Annotated in this window: 19 protein-coding genes; 13 read left to right on the forward strand and 6 right to left on the reverse strand. The window is 40.1% G+C overall.

Annotation, left to right across the window (positions count from 1 at the left end; translation table 11 throughout):
• The first annotated feature begins 204 nt into the window (after positions 1-204).
• Positions 205-852, forward strand: a complete 648-nt coding sequence (locus AC5JMK_RS29060; RefSeq protein WP_096673533.1) for an HAD-IA family hydrolase — start codon at positions 205-207, stop codon at positions 850-852.
• Between the two features lie 97 nt (positions 853-949).
• Here AC5JMK_RS29060 and pirA read toward each other — a convergent pair whose 3' ends face one another.
• Positions 950-1,348 (reverse strand): arginine synthesis PII-interacting regulator PirA, encoded by a 399-nt coding sequence (gene pirA, locus AC5JMK_RS29065; protein WP_096673531.1) that lies wholly within the window; start codon positions 1,346-1,348, stop codon positions 950-952.
• 388 nt (positions 1,349-1,736) lie between these two features.
• Between pirA and AC5JMK_RS29070 the strand changes: the two genes are divergently transcribed.
• A complete protein-coding gene (locus AC5JMK_RS29070; protein WP_096673529.1) occupies positions 1,737-2,831 on the forward strand; it encodes a tetratricopeptide repeat protein in 1,095 nt (364 codons plus the stop codon).
• 69 nt (positions 2,832-2,900) lie between these two features.
• Here AC5JMK_RS29070 and AC5JMK_RS29075 read toward each other — a convergent pair whose 3' ends face one another.
• Together AC5JMK_RS29075 and AC5JMK_RS29080 are read right to left on the reverse strand one after the other, a co-directional pair.
• On the reverse strand, positions 2,901-3,596 hold the full coding sequence (locus tag AC5JMK_RS29075; RefSeq protein WP_096673527.1) for a potassium channel family protein: 696 nt from the start codon (positions 3,594-3,596) through the stop codon (positions 2,901-2,903).
• 121 nt (positions 3,597-3,717) lie between these two features.
• On the reverse strand, positions 3,718-5,052 hold the full coding sequence (locus AC5JMK_RS29080; RefSeq protein WP_096673525.1) for a TrkH family potassium uptake protein: 1,335 nt from the start codon (positions 5,050-5,052) through the stop codon (positions 3,718-3,720).
• Positions 5,053-5,183: 131 nt separating this feature from the next.
• Here AC5JMK_RS29080 and AC5JMK_RS29085 point away from each other — a divergent pair, with 131 nt between their 5' ends.
• The 9 genes from AC5JMK_RS29085 to AC5JMK_RS29125 all read left to right on the forward strand — a co-directional run bounded on the left by AC5JMK_RS29085 (position 5,184) and on the right by AC5JMK_RS29125 (position 14,007).
• Positions 5,184-6,053 carry a methyltransferase domain-containing protein gene (locus AC5JMK_RS29085; protein WP_096673523.1) on the forward strand — a complete coding sequence of 290 codons (870 nt, stop codon included), beginning with the start codon at positions 5,184-5,186 and terminating at the stop codon, positions 6,051-6,053.
• Between the two features lie 42 nt (positions 6,054-6,095).
• The gene (locus AC5JMK_RS29090) at positions 6,096-7,037 is read left to right on the forward strand and encodes a homogentisate phytyltransferase (RefSeq protein WP_495911600.1); all 942 of its coding nucleotides are present in this window, start codon (positions 6,096-6,098) and stop codon (positions 7,035-7,037) included.
• Between the two features lie 170 nt (positions 7,038-7,207).
• On the forward strand, positions 7,208-9,088 hold the full coding sequence (locus AC5JMK_RS29095; RefSeq protein WP_096673519.1) for an ATP-binding protein: 1,881 nt from the start codon (positions 7,208-7,210) through the stop codon (positions 9,086-9,088).
• A gap of 175 nt (positions 9,089-9,263) precedes the next feature.
• The gene (locus AC5JMK_RS29100) at positions 9,264-10,541 is read left to right on the forward strand and encodes a sensor histidine kinase (protein WP_096673517.1); all 1,278 of its coding nucleotides are present in this window, start codon (positions 9,264-9,266) and stop codon (positions 10,539-10,541) included.
• Between the two features lie 51 nt (positions 10,542-10,592).
• Positions 10,593-11,063: a tetratricopeptide repeat protein gene (locus AC5JMK_RS29105; RefSeq protein ID WP_096673515.1), complete on the forward strand. Its 471-nt coding sequence runs from the start codon at positions 10,593-10,595 to the stop codon at positions 11,061-11,063.
• Between the two features lie 227 nt (positions 11,064-11,290).
• A complete protein-coding gene (locus AC5JMK_RS29110; RefSeq protein WP_495911601.1) occupies positions 11,291-11,536 on the forward strand; it encodes a hypothetical protein in 246 nt (81 codons plus the stop codon).
• 53 nt (positions 11,537-11,589) lie between these two features.
• Complete coding sequence (locus tag AC5JMK_RS29115; protein ID WP_096673513.1) at positions 11,590-12,453, forward strand: uroporphyrinogen-III synthase; 864 nt, start codon at positions 11,590-11,592, stop codon at positions 12,451-12,453.
• Positions 12,454-12,531: 78 nt separating this feature from the next.
• A complete protein-coding gene (gene coaE, locus AC5JMK_RS29120) occupies positions 12,532-13,110 on the forward strand; it encodes a dephospho-CoA kinase (RefSeq protein ID WP_495911602.1) in 579 nt (192 codons plus the stop codon).
• Between the two features lie 3 nt (positions 13,111-13,113).
• Positions 13,114-14,007, forward strand: coding sequence for a LysR family transcriptional regulator (locus AC5JMK_RS29125; protein ID WP_096673510.1), 894 nt, complete (start codon positions 13,114-13,116; stop codon positions 14,005-14,007).
• 182 nt (positions 14,008-14,189) lie between these two features.
• Here the strand turns inward: AC5JMK_RS29125 and AC5JMK_RS29130 are convergent, their stop codons facing one another.
• From AC5JMK_RS29130 to hflX, 3 genes are all read right to left on the reverse strand, one after another.
• Positions 14,190-15,224, reverse strand: coding sequence for an XDD4 family exosortase-dependent surface protein (locus AC5JMK_RS29130; RefSeq protein WP_495911603.1), 1,035 nt, complete (start codon positions 15,222-15,224; stop codon positions 14,190-14,192).
• A gap of 400 nt (positions 15,225-15,624) precedes the next feature.
• The gene (locus tag AC5JMK_RS29135) at positions 15,625-15,879 is read right to left on the reverse strand and encodes a 2OG-Fe(II) oxygenase (RefSeq protein WP_495911604.1); all 255 of its coding nucleotides are present in this window, start codon (positions 15,877-15,879) and stop codon (positions 15,625-15,627) included.
• Between the two features lie 52 nt (positions 15,880-15,931).
• Complete coding sequence (gene hflX, locus AC5JMK_RS29140) at positions 15,932-17,674, reverse strand: GTPase HflX (protein WP_495911607.1); 1,743 nt, start codon at positions 17,672-17,674, stop codon at positions 15,932-15,934.
• Positions 17,675-17,868: 194 nt separating this feature from the next.
• Here hflX and AC5JMK_RS29145 point away from each other — a divergent pair, with 194 nt between their 5' ends.
• The gene (locus AC5JMK_RS29145) at positions 17,869-18,570 is read left to right on the forward strand and encodes a Uma2 family endonuclease (RefSeq protein ID WP_096673506.1); all 702 of its coding nucleotides are present in this window, start codon (positions 17,869-17,871) and stop codon (positions 18,568-18,570) included.
• 44 nt (positions 18,571-18,614) lie between these two features.
• A complete protein-coding gene (locus AC5JMK_RS29150; protein ID WP_495911605.1) occupies positions 18,615-19,244 on the forward strand; it encodes a Uma2 family endonuclease in 630 nt (209 codons plus the stop codon).
• The last annotated feature ends 305 nt before the right edge of the window (positions 19,245-19,549 follow it).

Consider the following 19,549-nt stretch of genomic DNA (forward strand, 5'->3'; position numbering starts at 1 on the left):
GAAAGCGCGCTACCATGGCTACATAAACTTAGTCTGTGTATGCGGGCTAAAAATTATAATTTGGGCTTTGCATTTGTAACTCTAGGCTGCAATCTGTGAGATAATCAGCTTGAAAACACGCCTATCGTTTTGTCGTAAGACATTGCGCTTCGCACCGAATACATTATTTCTCTAAAATCTAAAATCCAAAATAGTTATAGGTTGATGGAACGACCGAAAGTTATTTTTTTAGATGCAGTTGGCACTCTCTTCGGCGTCAAAGGCAGTGTGGGCGAAGTTTATAGTCAAATCGCACAGGAGTTTGGTGTCGAAGTTTCTACTGAAACTTTGAATAAAACATTTGCCCAAAGCTTGAAAGCTGCACCACCTCCTGTATTTGCAACTGCACAAGCGCAAGATATTCCTCAGTGGGAGTTTGAGTGGTGGCTTCGCATTGCTTCCGATACTTTTGAAAAAGCAGGTGTTCTAGAGAAATTTTCTGATTTTTCAGCTTTTTTTAGCGAAGTTTATATTCACTTTGGCACAGGTGAACCATGGTTTGTCTATGCTGATGTATTACCATCTTTGACAAATTGGCAAAAGATGGGGATTGAACTGGGAATAATATCTAACTTTGATTCTCGCATCTACTCTGTATTACAGGCTTTGGAACTCAGAGACTATTTCGGTTCCATTACCATTTCTACTCAAGCAGGTGCAGCCAAACCAGATCCCAAAATATTTACTATTGCTTTAGAAAAACATAACTGTCCACCAACAGCCGCATGGCACATTGGGGACAGTGTTGCAGAAGATTATCAAGCAGCAAAAGCAGCCGGATTAAGAGGTATTTGGATAAATCGTGAAAAGTAGAGGCGCAAAGTGCCTTTACTTTTGTTGGTTGGGTTGTACCAGATGTACTATGGCACGTCTGGTACATTAATTATTCCAAACAACAAACAACCATCAACTAACTACCAACCATTATTTGCCTTGCTTCATCTTCCAACAGATGAATAAGAGTTTGATCTCCTTTTTGTCTGGCTACTTGCAGGCGATGTTCTAAATTACTCCGGATATGGGTAAGATGAGTATTTGCTAATTCTTGCCCTGTTTTTTGTCTTGTTTTTCCAGTGGCGATCGCTTCCGGCTGTCTGCGTAGTTTCATTGCTTCTACGTCTAGGGGATCACCAACACAATAAGGTACTCCGCGATACTTCAACTCTGCTACTGGTTGAGGTGCGCTAATGTGTCTTGGATAATGACGTCTCCATTGCTGACCACGATACTTACCACTAATTTCCCCTGGAATCGTTTCTACAGTTAGGGGATGAGATTCATAATCTACGCCGCGATAGGTTAGTTTCATTTGCTTCGCCTCGCTTTTAATTGTTTTGCAGTTTGGAATTAAATAGAGGCGCGTTCCTTCAGGATATGTCCTTACTTCCGTCTCTTAAGCTGATTTCCCCCATTCGCTGTAAGTAATCAGTAATCAAAAGCGTCATTACGATCATTGGCTTGTAGTAGTGCTTCAGTACTACCACAAACGCAGTGCGGTATCACAGTCTTAAAGAGATGAACGATTTTCTTTCTGTATTTATTGTAACTTTTTTGAGGATAAGTCAAGAAACTCGCATAAAAAATTAATTATTATTTCTCTATAAAAAATCAGAAATTTTGTCACACATCTATTTTTATCTATGTACTGGGTAATCTGACTTTATGAGCATTTAGCTATCAGTATAGGTCTGCCGATTATGTCTCAAAAGCATCAAATTTGCCAGTGGTTTCCCGCTTTACATAAGCTAGTTTTATTCTGTTCTTCCGCTTTTTTGGTGTTGGTAGCACCAACAATGACTGAGCTACCAGGAAACAAACTGCTGGCGCAGAATGTTGTTTCTCAAAATTTGGAAGCAGCGAGTTATTTTCAACAAGGAGTGATGCGCTATCACCATAAAGACTTAGCAGGTGCAGAATATGCGTTTCGTCAAGCTTTGCAGCTAGATTCCAATATTGCTTCTGCACATAATTATTTAGGTAACATTTTGTTGCAGCAAAGTCGTTTTGATGCTGCTACACAAGAATATGCAGAGGCGATTAAACTCAATCCCAACTTGGGCGAAGCTTATTATAACTTGGGCTTGGCATTGCATAAACAAAAACAAACTCAAGCCGCGATTACTGCTTATCGTCAAGCTTTGATTATCAATCCGACGATGGCAAATGCTCAGTATAACTTGGGTTTAGCATTATATGAAAAAGGACAACCAGAAGAAGCGATCGCAGCCTATAAGCAAGCAATTAATTTAGATAGCTACAATGCTAATGCTTACTTTAACTTAGCGATCGCTCTCCAAGAACAAGGAAAATTATCTGAAGCGATCACAGCTTATCGCCAAACTCTCAAGCTCAATCCTGACAACGCTGTCGCTTACAATAATATGGGCAGTCTGTTGACCATTAAAGGTCAAATATCTGAGGCGATCGCCACTTATCAAACAGCTATTAAACGCCTTCCTAATAATGCTGAGGCTTACTATAACTTGGGAGTAGCTTTCTATAATCAAGGCGAGTTCAAAAAAGCTAGCAGTGCTTTTAAGCGTGCGCGTAAACAATATCGTCAACAGGGTAACACAGAGCAAGCTAACAAGATTGAGCAGTTAATGCAGCAAGTTGCACAGATGCAAGAACCGAAGCAACCGCAAGTTAGCCAAGTTTCCCAAGACGACTTGTCAAACCCAGACACTCCCATAAATACAGAAGCGAACCCAAGCGATATCCCGACTCCAGAGGAAATCAATCCCGAAGAAGTACCTTTTTCTTTAGAACCATCACCTGGGTTGAAGCAGTGATACTTAATAGTTAGTAGTTAATAGTTAGTGGTTAGTTATTAATTTTTAACCACTATCTACTATCCATTTTTAAATTGGTAAACGATTAATATCTTTATTGCAACCAATGACTACAATAGCTGAACCGCGTTCGAGACGTTGGGTTGGATAAGGATTAATTTGAAATTTGCCATCATGACTTACCGCCAACAAATTTAAGCCATAGCGATTACGCAGCTGTAATTCAGAGATAGTTTTTCCATGAAATTCATCAGGGACAATTAACTCTACAATACTGTGATCTGGATCGAGGTCAAATCGTTCTAATATTGATGGTTTAGTAAGCGATCGCGCCAGTGAACATCCTGCTTCAAATTCAGGAAATACAACATGATCTGCTCCCACTCGTAGCAGTAGTTTCTTGTGAACTTCGCTAGAAGCTTTTGCTACTACATGAGGTACACCTCCTTCTTTCATATTGAGGGTGGTGATGATACTTTCTTGAATATAATTTCCGATGGCGACGATCACCGTATCAAACTCAAAAACACCTGCTTCTTGTAGTGCTGCTGGTTCTGTTGAATCTAGTTGTAAAGCATGACCAACTATTTGGTCAGTTAAAGCATCAGATACTCGCTTTTCATCAATATCTGTTCCTAACACTTGATATCCCAATTTATGTAGTGTTGCACAGACAGCACGCCCAAATCTACCTAAGCCAACCACAGCAAATTGATGATTGTCTTTACGCAGACTACGAAAAAAACCTAATGATGACAAATGCACAATTGTTTCCTTTGTTAACGCTCCCTATCTTGAGGGAATTAAGTTTTCAAGAATTAATAGTCAATAAGTGTTTGTTGATTTTTATCATAAGTATCAACAACCAACAAACAACTATCAACTATCAACCAACTAGCAAGTTTTCTTCTGGATAATGAACTCTGGTTGGGCGCGGATCTCCTAGTATAGCTGACATTAGTAATAAAATACCCACCCTACCCACATACATTGTGACAATTAAAATCAGTTTAGCTGCTGTGGAAACAGTGCCTGTAATACCAGTTGAAAGTCCTACTGTAGCGAAGGCTGACACAACTTCAAATAAGATTTTAATAAACTCAATTTTTGGATCGCTCAGAGCTATTAAGATTGTTGAGATAATAACTGTACCAACAGAACCAATTAAGACTCCAACAGCTTTTAAAACTAAAGATACTGCGATCTTTCTTTCGTACAATAAAACTTCTTCTTTTCCTTGGAGAATTGTTTTCGTACAACTTGTAAGCACTCTCAAAGTTGTAGTTTTAATACCGCCTCCTGTACCACCTGGGCTTGCACCAATAAACATGAGTGCAATGGTAATAAATAAACCTGCTGTTGTCATTTTCCCTATATCAATAGTGTTAAATCCAGCAGTTCTGGGAGTCACAGATTGAAACCAAGCAACTAAAATTTTGTCGGTAAAACTGAGCTTGGCAAATGTTTGGGAATTTCGTAGCTCTACGAATAAAAAAGCAATTGTACCCATAATTAGAAGCACAATTGTTGTACTCAATGCAACTTTAAAATCAAGAGAAAATAATAGTTTCTCTTGTCTTTTGCGAATGCGATCGCGTATCCAAAAATAAATTTCTAAAATTACTTGATAGCCAATACTACCAAAAATAATTAACCCTGTAATTGTCAAGATAACTAAAGCGGAAGATTGATAACCAATTAAGCTATCAGAAAACAAACTAAACCCTGCATTATTCCAAGCATTCACACTATGAAAAATTGCTAGCCACAGTCCTTTTTGCCATCCATGCTCAGGAACAAAAGCTGGCAATAGTAAAAATATTCCGGTAATTTCAAAGATTAATGTCGTAGCAATGATTGACCGAATAATTTGAGTACTACCGCTCATTCCCGGACGATCTAAAGCTTGTTGAATAGCAATTTTTTGGCGCAGGTCAAATCTACGTCCAATTAACAAAATTAGAAAGGTCGTAGTCGTCATGTAACCCAATCCACCAATTTGTGCTAATAGCAAAATCCACAACTCGCCCCAAAAGGAAAAATAAGTACCAGGATCGACTACAGATAAACCTGTGACACACACTGCGGAAGTTGAGGTGAACAGGGCGACAATGGGGTCATTCCATGTACCGCTACTGGTAGAAAAAGGCATCATCAGCAGGATACTTCCGACTGCGATAACTGCCAAAAATCCCAAACAAATTGTCCGAGAAACAGTCATATTTAGCTAAAAAACAAACAGATTTAGGAATTGCGTGTAGGGTTGTAACTGCCTCACAACAAAAATCCCTACTTTAAATAAAAACACACATGGTAGCCTACTTTGTATGTGTGTTTTGATCCTGCTTTTCCATGAGCGCAACTCTTTACAAACAAATTCAGCAATTTTACGATGCATCTTCTGGTTTATGGGAAGAAATATGGGGCGAACATATGCACCATGGTTACTATGGTGCAGATGGTAGAGAGAAAAAAAACCGTCGTCAGGCACAAATTGATTTAATTGAAGAAATCCTCAATTGGGCAGATGTACAACAAGCTGCGAACATCTTGGATGTTGGTTGTGGAATTGGTGGTAGTTCCTTATACTTAGCAACCAAGTTCCATGCTCAAGCAACTGGTATTACTTTGAGTCCTGTACAAGCTGCTAGAGCGAAGGAAAGGGCTGATGAGGTTAATTTAGGTAGCCGGACGAATTTTCAAGTGGCAAATGCTCTAGAAATGCCCTTTGCTGACAATTCTTTTGACTTGGTATGGTCGCTAGAAAGTGGCGAACACATGCCCGACAAAACCAAGTTTATGCAAGAGTGTTATCGGGTACTCAAACCTGGTGGAAAATTAATCATGGTGACTTGGTGTCATCGTCCTACGGAGAATTCCCCACTGACGGATGATGAACAGCAGCATTTAACAAAAATTTATCAGGTATATTGTTTACCCTATGTGATTTCTTTGCCGGAGTATGAAGCGATCGCTCTGCAATTAGGCTTACAAAATATCCGTACTGCTGATTGGTCACAAGCAGTAGCACCTTTTTGGAATATGGTGATTGATTCAGCTTTCACTCCGAAAGCAATATTTGGGTTAGTGCGATCCGGTTGGAGTACGATTGTCGGCGCGTTGTCGTTGGGATTGATGCGTCACGGTTACGAGCGTGGGTTAATTAGATTTGGATTGTTATGTGGGGAGAAGGGATTGGGGAGACAAGCAACCACTAACTAACAACCACAAACAACCACTAACTACCAAAAAACAACAAATAACATGAATCAAATTTCACAATCAGCTTTTCAAAGCAGTTGGCTATATGCTTTTTGGAAATTTTCTCGCCCGCATACAATTATTGGTACAAGTTTAAGTGTATTGGGGTTATATTTAATTGCCTTTGCTCTGGCAAATAGCAGTTTTTCTCCATTACCTATTTTGCTAGCATGGTTTGCTTGTCTGTGTGGCAATGTTTATATTGTGGGTTTGAATCAACTCGAAGATGTGGCAATTGATCAGATTAATAAACCACATTTGCCGATTGCTGCCGGAGAATTTTCTCAACAAACAGGTCAAATAATTGTAGGAATTACTGGCATTTTGGCGTTGGTAATTGCTTGGTTAGGTGGACAATTTTTGTTTGGAATGGTGGCAATAAGTTTAGCTATTGGTACAGCCTATTCTTTACCACCAATCCGTTTGAAAAGGTTTCCTTTTTGGGCAGCTTTATGTATTTTTTCTGTGCGGGGAGCAATTGTTAATTTGGGATTGTTTTTACATTTTAATTGGGTGTTGAAACAAAATAGTTTGATGATAGTAATTCCAGTAATTCCAGCCGCAGTATGGGTATTAACTATATTTGTGTTGGTATTTACGTTTGCGATCGCTATCTTCAAGGACATCCCTGATATGGAAGGCGACTTGCAATATAATATCACTACTTTTACCATTCAACTTGGTAAGCAAGCAGTATTTAATCTTGCCCTTTGGGTACTAAGTGTATGTTATATAGGCATGATTTTAATTGGGTTGCTGCATCTAGCAGAAGTTAATTCTGTATTTTTAGTTATTACTCATTTAGTCGCGCTGGGTGTAATGTGGTGGCAAAGTTGGGGTGTAGATTTGCAAGATAAAAGTGCTATTGCGCGTTTTTATCAATTTATTTGGAAGCTGTTTTTTATCGAGTATCTAATTTTTACGATGGCTTGTCTTTTAGCCTAGTTTAGTTTTAAATGCGATCGCCAGCAGTACACTATCTTTTCTAGTACATTCATAACTTGCGGAAAAATTCATCTAAGTGTCAAAATAATGCGATCGCGCTTCCTTGTTGGAAATTATGGGAATACTAGAGTTATAGGCATTTATTCCAGAATCAAGTAAACTCTAGTTTTATGCTGGCATTTTTCAATCATTCTTTCTACACAAGTGGTTTTATTCCCCACGGACATTGTTATCTGTGGAAAACTGGACTAGTTTGGCTCCACATTATTTCTGATGGAACAATCGCTATTGCGTATTATTCTATTCCGTTCTCACTGCTTTACTTTATTTTCAAGCGCAAGGATGTTCCTTTTAACGGAGTCTTTTTATTGTTTGGTGCTTTTATCATTGCTTGTGGTACTGGACACTTAATGGATATTTGGACGCTTTGGCATCCTGATTATTGGATTGCAGGTAGTCTCAAGGCTGTCACTGCGATTATTTCAATTTATACAGCATTTGCATTAGTTTATCTTATTCCTCAAGCTTTGGCATTACCTAGTCCTGCTCAGTTAGAAGCTATCAATCGAACACTCAGCAGTGAAATTATAGAACGCAAGCGTATTGAACAAGAACTACGCCAGGCAGAGGAAATTGCTAAAAACTCCAGCCAAGCCAAGAGTGAATTTCTTGCTAATATGAGTCATGAGCTACGTACACCACTCAACGGGATCTTAGGCTACACCCAGATTCTTCAACGTACGGAACCATTAACTGAGAAAGGAAGCAAAGGAGTTGGAATCATTTATCAATGCGCTTCCCATCTGTTAACCCTGATTAATGATATCCTAGATCTCTCTAAAATCGAAGCCCGTAAGCTGGAATTGAATCCGATTGATTTTTACTTACCTGCGTTTATAGACAGTGTAATTGAAATTTCTCGCATCCGAGCAGAACAGAAGGTGATTGGGTTTCACATCCAACTTGATCCTGATTTACCAACGGGGATTCGTGCTGACGAAAAACGCTTGCGTCAAGTGCTGATTAACTTGCTTGGTAATGCGATTAAATTTACTCATCAAGGTAGCGTAACTTTCAAAGTAGAAGTCATTAGTCAAGAGGAAGAACAAAGGACAAACTACAAAATTCGCTTTGAGGTAAAAGATACAGGCGTAGGTATCAACTCTGAGCAAATCGAGAAAATCTTTTTGCCTTTTGAGCAAGCGGGAAATCAGAAACGACAAACTGAAGGTACAGGCTTGGGATTAGCTATCAGCCAAAAAATTGTGGGGTTAATGGGTAGTCAGATTCAGGTGCAAAGTGAGTTCGGCAAAGGTAGCACTTTCTGGTTTGAGGTGCAGTTAACAGAAGCCAGAGATTGGGCAAAGGTTGCCAGAATCAATGATCAGCGAACGATAATTGGTTATGAAGGGCAAAGACGTACCATCCTGATTGTAGATGACAGATGGGAAAACCGATCAGTAATTGTCAATTTACTGGAACCAGTTGGATTTACTGTTGTCGAAGCTAGTCACGGACAGGAAGGATGGAAACAAGCGATCGCTCACAAACCAGACTTGATGATTACCGATTTAGTCATGCCAACAATGGATGGATTTGAGTTCATCAAACGTTTGCGTCAGTCTTCAACTTTCCAAGAGATTCCTGTGATCGCTTCCTCTGCTAGTGTGTTTGCAGCAGATCAGTACAACAGTATTGATGCAGGCGCGGATGCTTTTCTGCCAAAGCCTGTAGAAGCCGACGCGCTGCTGGAAATGCTGCGACAATATTTGCAATTGGAATGGAGTTATGAAAGCAATACACAGAACATTAAAAAAACTAATGCAGTGAGTCTGGATGTTCCAGCTGATGTGATTCCTCCTAGCAACGATGTTTTACAAAAGTTACTTGAACTTTCACAAGACGGCGACATTCAAGGAATTTTAGAAATGGCTGCACAAGTTTCTGCATTTGATGATAATTTGACAGCTTTTACTCAGCAAATCATCCAGCTTGCTAGCAATTTTCAACTCAAACGTTTAGAAAGTTTTATTCAACAACACATTAATTAAGTTCGTCATTTGTCATACTCTACCTTGAAGCCGAAGAAGGCGCGTCTATGTGATTTGTGATTAGTAAAGGTTTGGTAAGTGTTGGCTTTTCGTAACTTGCGTGCTTAGTTTATTTCCACTCGCTTAGTGAATTAAAGGTAAATAATTAGAGGTAAATTTTATTATTCAATGCACTATGGTAACTACTTTAAATACTGGATTTATTTTGATTGTGGATGATAATCCCACAAATTTGTCTGTTTTGTGTGAAGCACTCAATAGTGAGGGATTTCGTTTCCGTGTTGCAGTCGATGGAGAAAGTGCGATCGCCCAAGTCGAACGTCATCAACCAGAGTTAATTTTACTGGATGTACAAATGCCTGGTATTGACGGATTTGAAACCTGTCGTCGCCTCAAAGCCAATCCTGTGACTCAAAACATTCCGGTGATTTTCACTACTGCTTTAAGTGATGTCGAAAGCAAAACAAAGGGATTTGCTTTGGGTGCTGTAGACTATATTCCCAAACCCTTTGCCCAGGAGGAAGTGATTGCTAGGGTGCGTGTGCATTTGCAGCTCAAACAATTGACCGAATCTTTAGAACAACAAGTCAGCGATCGCACTGTTGCTTTGCAAACAGCTCAAGTACAATTGGTGCAACAAGAAAAACTATCAACTTTAGGAGAGTTAATTGCTGGTGTTGCCCACGAAATGAATAATCCCATCAGTTTTATCGCTAACAATCTCCCGCCTTTAGAAGAATACATCGCCGGAGTTAGTGAAATTATCCAACTATATCAACAAGAGTATCCCAACCCGACAAGCAGAATCACCACTGCTATTAAAAGACTGGATTTGGAATTCGTTCTCGAAGATATGGTCAAAATCTTAGAATCACTCAAGGTAGGATCTCAACGTATTGAGAAAATTTCTACATCACTCCGTAGTTTCTGTCGTTCAGATAGCGATGTCAAAATGCCTGCGGATTTGCACGAAGGACTTGATAGTACGTTGATGATTTTACAACATCGCCTCAAGGATAATGGCGATCGCCCCCACATCGAAGTCAGCAAAACTTATGGTGCATTGCCAGAGGTAGATTGCTATGTTGGGCAGATGAATCAAGTATTTATGAACATTCTGGCAAATGCAATTGACGCCATTGATGAAGCGATCGCGCAAGATAAAATTAGCGATCCTATTCCTCAAATTCAAATTCTCACAGAGGTAGATTCTGAGCAATGGGTTGTGATTAGGATTGCTGACAATGGAATGGGTGTTCCAGAATCTGTCCAACAACGGTTGTTTGAGCCTTTATTTACTACAAAACCTGTTGGTAAAGGTACGGGACTTGGCTTATCGATAGCCTATCAAATAGTTGTAGACAAACACAATGGTGAATTAGCAGTTAATTCTCAACCAAGTAGAGGAACTGAGTTTATCATTAAAATTCCAATCATGAGTACCACAGTATAAACTAGTTTGCGAGGACTATATACCCAAACTAGGATAGGTAGAGCAAAAAAGATGGAATTATTTCAAACCAATAACTTCATAGCTGTATTTATAGTCTTAATCAGTCTGTCTACTTTAATTTATTTGGCTATCAGAACTATCATCACTGACAAACATTTCCAAACAGGAATCACACTTTATCAGCAAAAAGATTTTTCAGGTGCAGAAGCAGCTTTTCGTCAGGTAATCGCGATTAACTCTACTAACGATGTTGTGCATTTATTGTTAGGTGATGCACTTATGCAGCAAGGCAAGGTTGAAGCAGCAATTACTGAATTTCAAGATGTGATTGAACGCGCTCCGAAAAAAGTTGATGCTTATTTACGCCTAGCTCAAGCTTTGATGCAACAACAAAAACCCCAGCAAGCAGTTACAGTCTTGCAACAAGCCGAAGCTTTATTTCAAAAACAGCGCCTGGTTGATAAAGCTGAAAAAATTCAACAGTTGCTACAAAAAATTTATTCGGCACAAAATAATGCTTAATTTTTGAGGCGAAAACTAGCTAGAATCACAAGATTCAAAAAATTTACATAAAATAGCCAGCCTATTCAAATATTTTAGCATATCGAAAATGACTGATTTTAGCCAAATCCTGAAACGAAAGAAAATAAGTAACCGGACAAAAATACTTACAGATGAGTTCTCGGCTAGGTAAGCGTTTCAAGTCTAATTTTTTGTAATTAATTCCGTCTGACTACTTAGTTGGTTAATTGAGAAAATCTTGCATTATTATAACATTACTTAACATATTTAATAACTTTTATAAAGTTGAAAATCTTCTACAACAACAGGGGCGATCGCCATCTACACCAATCGCGATTATTCTCTGGGCAGGAACTAAAAAACAACAAATTTGGATAGGAACACTCGAAACCATTGTGGAGCAAACGTCTGAAATTTTACTTTCACCAGTGGTAATTGTAATTGGGGAAGTGGTGGGGTTACGCAGAAACTAACAACCTGAGAATATAGACTTAGACATTCCCAGAATGCACTACTCTCAAACACTATGGCAAGCAACCTCTCCTCCTCTGGCTCTATTGCCGTTCCCACAAATTCCCACTTACCTCTCAACGGTAAAACGATTCTGGTAACACGTTCAGTTGGACAGTCAAGTCAATTTGCAGAACTTTTAATAGCAGCAGGCGCTTATGTTGTGGAAATGCCTGCCTTGGAAATTGGCCCGCCTTCTAGTTGGGAAGTTTTAGATCAGGCGATCGCTCGCTTATCTGAGTTTGACTGGTTAATTCTGACTTCTAGCAACGGTGTAGGCTACTTCTGCGAACGACTCCTGGCCCAGGGTAAAGACATTCGCGCCTTGGCAGAAGTCAAAATTGCCGCAGTTGGTGAAAAAACTGCCCAAACCCTCAGACAACATTGTTTACAACCTGATTTCATCCCACCAGACTTTGTTGCTGACTCCTTAGTCGAACACTTTCCTGAAGATCTCACAGGTAAGAAAATTTTATTTCCCAGAGTCGAAAGCGGTGGACGAGAAATTTTGATTCGAGAACTAACCGCCAAAGGTGCAGAAGTGATTGAAGTTCCAGCATATCAATCTTGCTGTCCGAATAGTGTTCCTCCCTCAGCAGAACTAGCTTTACAGAGTGGTACTGTTGATGTGATCACCTTTGCCAGTTCCAAAACAGTGCAATTTTTCTATCAACTGGCAGAAAAAATCTTCTCTGGTCACTCATCACAAAGTCAATTATCTGTAGTAGCTGATTCTTTAGAAGGAGTTTGTATCGCTTCTATTGGCCCTCAGACATCAAACACTTGTCGTTCTCTGTTTGGACGCGTAGATGTCGAAGCCCAAGAATATACACTAGAAGGTTTAACACAAGCGCTAATTCAATGGGCAACCAATTCATAGTCAATAGTCCAGAGTCAATAGTCATAGTCAATAGTCCAGAGAATTTCAAATTAACCAATGACAAATGACAAATGACAAATGACCAAAAAAATCATTGGCTTAACAGGTGGTATTGCTACAGGCAAGACAACAGTTGCCAATTACTTGGCAGATGCTTATGATTTGCCAACTTTGGATGCGGATATTTATGCCCGACAAGCTGTTTGTGTTGGTTCACCTATTCTCGACGCGATCGCCATTCATTACGGTAATCAAATTTTACTACCAAATGGTGATCTCAATCGTCAAAAATTAGGTGAAATCATCTTTCATCATCCTGATGAACGCGCTTGGGTAGAGAATTTGATTCATCCTTACGTACGCGATCGCTTTTTAGCCGAAATTCAAGCATCTACCGCAAAAATACTAGTATTAGTTGTGCCTTTATTATTTGAAGCTGGAATGACTGATTTAGTCACAGAAATTTGGGTCGTGTGTTGTTCCCAGCAACAGCAATTAGCAAGATTAATGCAAAGAAACAATCTCACTTTCGAGCAAGCACAAGCGAGAATTCACAGTCAAATCCCAATCGCCGACAAAGCCGCGCGTGCTGATGTAGTCTTAGATAATTCCTCCACCCTAGAAGCGTTGTTGAAACAAGTTGACCGAGTCATTTAATGAATGGAACTGCGACACTTACGATACTTTGTAACATTAGCTGAGGAATTGCATTTTGGACGAGCGGCGGAACGCTTACATATCGCCCAACCTCCTCTAAGTCAACAAATTCGTCAGTTAGAAGTAGAGTTGGGCTTTCAATTGTTTCACCGCACCAAAAGAACTGTGCAGTTAACCACAGCTGGACAGGTGTTTTTAGGCGAAGTTCAACAAATTCTCAAGCAGCTAGAACAAGCGGTGCAATTGGGGAGACAAATCAGTCGTGGTTTAGGCGGACAAGTTGTAGTTGGCTTTGTCAGTTCTGCTGCGTATAATATTTTGCCAACTATTATGCGGACATTTCGTAGTTGCATCCCAGATGTCAATCTAGAATTGCATGAATTGACTACAGATCAACAATTACAATGGTTGCGAGATAACCGAATAGATGTTGGATTTGTGCGTCCACCAGTAGAAGAAGATACATTTTGCTGGGAAGTTATTTTTTACGAATCATTAGTGGTGGCGTTACCAGAAACTCATGCACTAGCTAATCAATCGAGTATATCGTTGTTTTCACTCCAAGGTGAACCCTTCATTTTGTTTCCTCGTCCCTTAGCCCCTGGAGTGTACGACTCAATAATTAGTTTTTGCCAGCAAGCCAATTTTAGTCCTACCGTTGCCCAAGAAGCAATTCAGATGCAAACAATTGTGAGTTTAGTTGCAGCAGAGATGGGTGTGGCGATCGTACCGGAGTCGCTGCAACATTTGCAAAGAACTGGGGTAATTTATAAACCAATGCAAGAACCAACACCCAAGATAGCGCTGGCGATGATTTGGCGACGCGACAATACATCTGCAACGGTGGAGAGGTTTTTGGAAGTAGTAAGACAAGTTGGTGTTGCTTGGAAAGAATGAGGCGAAAAAAAATTGGCCCAGAAGGACAGCTAGCTGTGTTGTACCTCCAAGCCTTAGTTTGACATCCTCCTTACCGCATTCCAAGTGTGGAGGGGGGAGCATCTCAATTTTTTCAATATACCGCGCTTGGGTTTTAACCCTTAGCCAATAGCACAAGTCGTCTTCAGACGACTCAAATAAATTTAATCACAGGCGGGTTTTTTGAACTTTTGTCCTTTTCTCAAAGCACCTAAAGCAAATAGTCCCAATGCTGTAGCCAAAGCAGGTTCAGGCACTTTTTTAGGTGTAGATTCAGGCGGAGTAGGTTGGTAATAAGTTGTCGGTGCTGGTGTCGGTGCTGGTGTCGGTGCTGGTGTCGGTGCTGGTGTCGGCGCTGGTGTCGGTGCTGGTGTCGGAGTAGGTGTCGGAGTAGGTGTCGGAGTAGGTGTCGGCGTTAAACTAGTTTCGCTTAACGATGTACCGTACTGGAAGCGGATGTTACCAATCTTGGTTATATCAAAGTCGGAAGTCAGCTCTGATAAAAGGAACGTGGCGGAACCTTTAACAAAAGTTCCATCTTTGACAGCTTTGTTTGCATCGTCAGAGTAATCACTGATAATGCCGTAATTGAATTGTTGTCCACCACCACCTTGGAAAATACCCAAACCAGCAGTACCAATACCATAATCTTGAGTGATACCAGGTAGTCCACTGGTATTGCTAGTGTTTGGTAACTTCCATTCATTTAGAGAGCCAAGAAGATCAACATTGTTTCCAACAGTAGAAGAGCCACTAACTAAAGTTGAAGCTGTAGCTGACAACAACGATAAGTTTAGGGGAGAGCCATCATAGTCCCAGAAGACTGCTGTCAAAACATCAGAAGGGTTTGATATACCCATAGAAGATGTATTAGACAGAGTTAGTGACAATATGCCATTTTCTAAAAAATCAAAGACAGCTGATGCTGCTAGAGGATCATTAGATTTGTCGTAAGTATTCGTTCCTGTTGCTGAAAAACTAATAGTACCCTTGCTAGCTGGTGCTGGTGTGGGTGCTGGTGTGGGTGATGGTGTGGGTGATGGTGTGGGTGCTGGTGTAGCTTGGTTTTGATTGTTGCCATTACCTTTACCATTACCGTTACCAGCATAAGCAGTACTGACTAGACCTGTTCCAATTACGGCAAATGTCACTAAACCTACAACTAAATGTCTAAGGGTTGACTTTGAATGTGTTGACATTATTCCTCTTTTTTTTGTTTTACAAAGGCGTTTGGGTAGCTCTTCTGTAACTCGTTTTTTATACCTATATAAATTTTCACAGAAGTATTTGGAATTTCTATGTTTTTTATCTAAAAATAAACCCAGAAAAATTGAAGATTTGTTTTATTTTCTGTTAATTTAAATCAGTGATTTTACTGGATATCTATAGATATAACTTTTTTGATTAACCAGAAAATAAATAAGGAAAGGCACTCACCTTTCCTGAATTACAAAGACGATAAGTAGAACGGCGTAAATAATTAAAGGTTTGTAGTAAGGACTAAAGTCCTTACTACGAAATAGATTACAATAATTTTACATTGCTTAACATAGATCGATTTATTCCAACCGACTTACTTATCAGAGTATTTATAATTAACTAATTTATTGCTCTACGTACCCAGCCATTAATAGTAAAACGACTATCGGCAAAAGCTTTTGATTTACAATTTACAGGGAGAACTTCATGCATACAACGGCTAAGAAAGAAAACTATACTGTTGTTACGTGGTTCTATTTTTGTAAATGACTCTGCATTTACATATAAATTATTTTCTATTTTGCTGTTATATAGCAACAATTCTCCGCCGGAAAATGCTTTTGGCTCTTGATTAGATAAAATAGGGGTGAACAACTGTCCACCCCTATATAAGATTTTTATCACTGAATTAATTGTTTTTAAGTATTTACCGAGAGGAAGTGGCGTATTGAACCAGTTGACCGAGACGCTGACGTAAAGTTTCTAATCCCAAGCGCTTACTTGCAGAAATAAACACCGCTAGGGGAAATTCTTCCCGTGCTTGAGCTAAAGTCTCACTACTAACTTGGTCAATTTTGTTAAAAACGACCAGTGCTGGACCAGGTGTGACTGGCATTTGAGCCAAAATTTCTCTGACCGAACGAATATGACTTAACCAAGCTGGATGAGATAAGTCTACTAAATGTAGCAAAGCATCAGCTTCTGTGACTTCTTCCAAAGTAGCGCGGAAAGCATCCATTAACGATCCTGGTAATTCATGGATAAAACCTACCGTGTCTGTAACCAAAATTTCTTGGGGTTCACTAGTTGCTGCGTGAGGAACAACTAAGCGGCGTGTAGTAGGGTCAAGGGTAGCAAATAGCTGGTCGGCGGTGTAAACTTCGGCATTTGTTAAAGCATTCAATAAGGTGGATTTACCTGCGTTTGTATAACCAACCAAAGCTACGGAAGGAATTTCTCGATTTTGTCGTCGTTGTCGCAACCGCTCTCGATGGGCCTGTAGCTGGTTAACTTCTTGTTGTAAACGAGAAATACGCCGACTAATAGCACGGCGTTCGGTTTCTAATTTAGTTTCACCAGGACCACGAGTACCAATACCACCACCAAGTCGAGACATGGCTTGTCCTCTCCCAGTTAGTCTTGGCAGCATATATTCTAACTGCGCCAATTCTACTTGTAATTTACCAGCACGAGATTGGGCGCGTTGGGCAAAAATATCCAAAATTACTTCCGTACGGTCAACGACTCGCAAACCAATTTGAGTCTCTAGGTTACGGACTTGGGAAGGTGAAAGATCGCGATCAAAAACTACAAGATTAGCTCCCAAAGTTTGGGCTGTGAGGGCTATTTCTTGTACTTTACCTTCACCAACTACCGTTTGGGGATGAATACGCGATCGCTTCTGCCATAAAGTCTGTAATACTTCTCCACCAGCAGTATCTACCAGCCGCCCCAATTCTGCCACAATATCTTGGAATTGTTGGGATGACAGATCATCGGTCAGAACTCCAACTATCACCACGTGATCGTGTTCAGTGTCTACCTCTTGGGCGACAAATTCCCGCCGGAAACCCTCTTCTAGTTCTTCAACTAAATCAACCAAGTCCTGTTTGGTCAGAGCATCCAGACTCATTGGTGGCGATACATTCCAACTTGGGGATGGAACATTACCATTTTCTGGCTTTAAAGAGGGACTGGTAATCAGGGTGCGGGACTCTTGTGATGTCAGATGCGCTAAATATGCTTCTTTAACGTAGCCTGTAGCTCCACCACCCCGTTTTTGAAATCCTGTACCTGTAATATTTATTACCGCTAATGCATCAAGGCGTTGTAGTGCCATAGATGTCAGTGCCGCTTCATTAGGCGGTTCTGACTTCAAATGTGTGGCGATACAACGGATACCGCTAAGTCGTTCCGCACCGTAACGGGGCAATTCCAACGGTGGAATTTGCGTTTGACGCGGAGTACCAACCCCAACGCGGATCACTTGTCCACGACGATTGAGATAGGTACATACAGGTTGATTGATTTCTGTACTAATAGCAGCCAAACGCTGGGCAAACTCCGGTGTAGTGATGCGATCGCCCGGAATACGTTGGTGATACAGCCGCTGTAGTTGCTTTAGCTGGCTGGATTTTAAACCTTGAAGATTACCGAAAATAGTCTCGATAAGCGTCTTTGACCAGTGAACTGGTCCTCCGAATCCTACTCTTTCTATTTTACAACACTGTTTTTGTGTCAAAACTCTTACTAATTGTGATGTTACCGGATGCGGAATGCGGTTTTCCAACCTAACAGAGCAGCAAATGCGATCGCTCCACTGACAACGTTAAAATAAACCCATAAATACCTGATGCCCAAGCCATGTCCCTCGCCAAAGAATTAGACTCTCCCCAAGGTATCCCAGAAGATGTTATCCTTCCCCCAAGTGATTTATACAGCGATGAGCCTCCTTTGGAAACTGAACTGCATCTGCGGCAAATAATCCTACTTTTCAAATGTCTGGAATGGTTGTGGCGAGACAGAACTGATTTCTATGCTGCTGGCAATCTTACTATTTACTATAGCTTCAGTAAAAGTAAATCAGAAGACTTCCGGGGGCCAGATTTTTTTGTTGTGCTAGACACGGAACGCAAAGCTCGTAAAAGTTGGGTAGTTTGGGAAGAAGATGGCAAATATCCAAATGTAATTCTGGAAATTCTCTCTGAATCCACAGCTAATATTGATAAAGAATTCAAGAAAAAACTTTACCAAAATACCTTCCGCACACCCGATTATTTTTGGTTCGATCCATACACACTAGAATTCGCTGGTTTTCATTTAGTAGACGGCAATTATCAACCCCTAGAAGCAAACAATCAAGGGTATTTATGGAGTCAGCAGCTAGGTTTATATCTAGGTATTTATCAGGGCTTATTACGTTTTTTTACCCCTGAAGGACATTTAATTCCAACACCTGAAGAAGAAGCTGAGTCTGAACGTCAACAGAAAGAATTAGCACTAAGTAGAGCAGAAAGATTGGCTGCTAAATTGCGAGAGTTAAATATCGATCCAGATACAATTTAAATGCGAAACCCAACCTAAACTTATCTTTAACATTTTATCGAGCAATGGTAAGTACACGCACTCCCTCAGCACAAATGGTTGTATTAAAAAACATTAGCTGGCAGACTTTTGAAACCATAATAGCTGATATGGGAGAGGATAGAACCTCTAGACTGACTTACGACCAAGGAATACTGGAAATAATGACCCCACTCTTACCCCATGAGTATTGGAACAGACTAATTGAACGTCTGATTTTTGTGCTTGGGGAAGAGTTGAATTTAGAAATTTTTCCTGCTGGTTCCACTACCCTGAAACGTAAAGATTTGCTGCGGGGTGCAGAACCCGATAGTAGTTACTATATCCAGAACGAAGCACGAGTGAGGAACAAATCAGAAATTGACTTGAATAGCGATCCACCTCCAGATTTAGTAGTGGAAATTGATTTAACTAGTTCGTCTTTGGATAAATTGCAAATTTATGCTTCTTTGGGTGTATCAGAACTTTGGCGTTATGAAGAAGGTGTGCTGAGAATTTATCAATTGCAACAAGGGCAATATGTGGAGTGTAGTGATTCGTCTACTTTTGCTAAGTTGCCTTTAATTGAAATTGCACGATTTTTGGAGGAAAGTCAAAGAATTGGGGTGATGGGGATGACGAAAAATTTTCGGAATTGGGTGAAAAAACAAATTTAATTTATCGGTTTATGATTGGGGATTGGAGAGTTTGAGAAAGTCAAAACTAGTTGTAATACATTGTGTGTTCAAGTATCAACGTTACGCACGTTATAATTTATTAAATATGAGGTTTTCGGTGAAAACATTAGCAACTATAAATCAAAGTTGGCTATCATCCTAACGATAATATAAATTAGCTATTTTATACCAGCGACTATCTGAACTATTGAAGATTTGAAGTAGTGTATAAAACACAAGATTATGGTGTCAGGACTTACGCAACTGGCACAAAGGTCTTGATGCGACTGCGCCGCAAAATAGAT

The organism is Pelatocladus sp. (genome assembly GCF_059505505.1).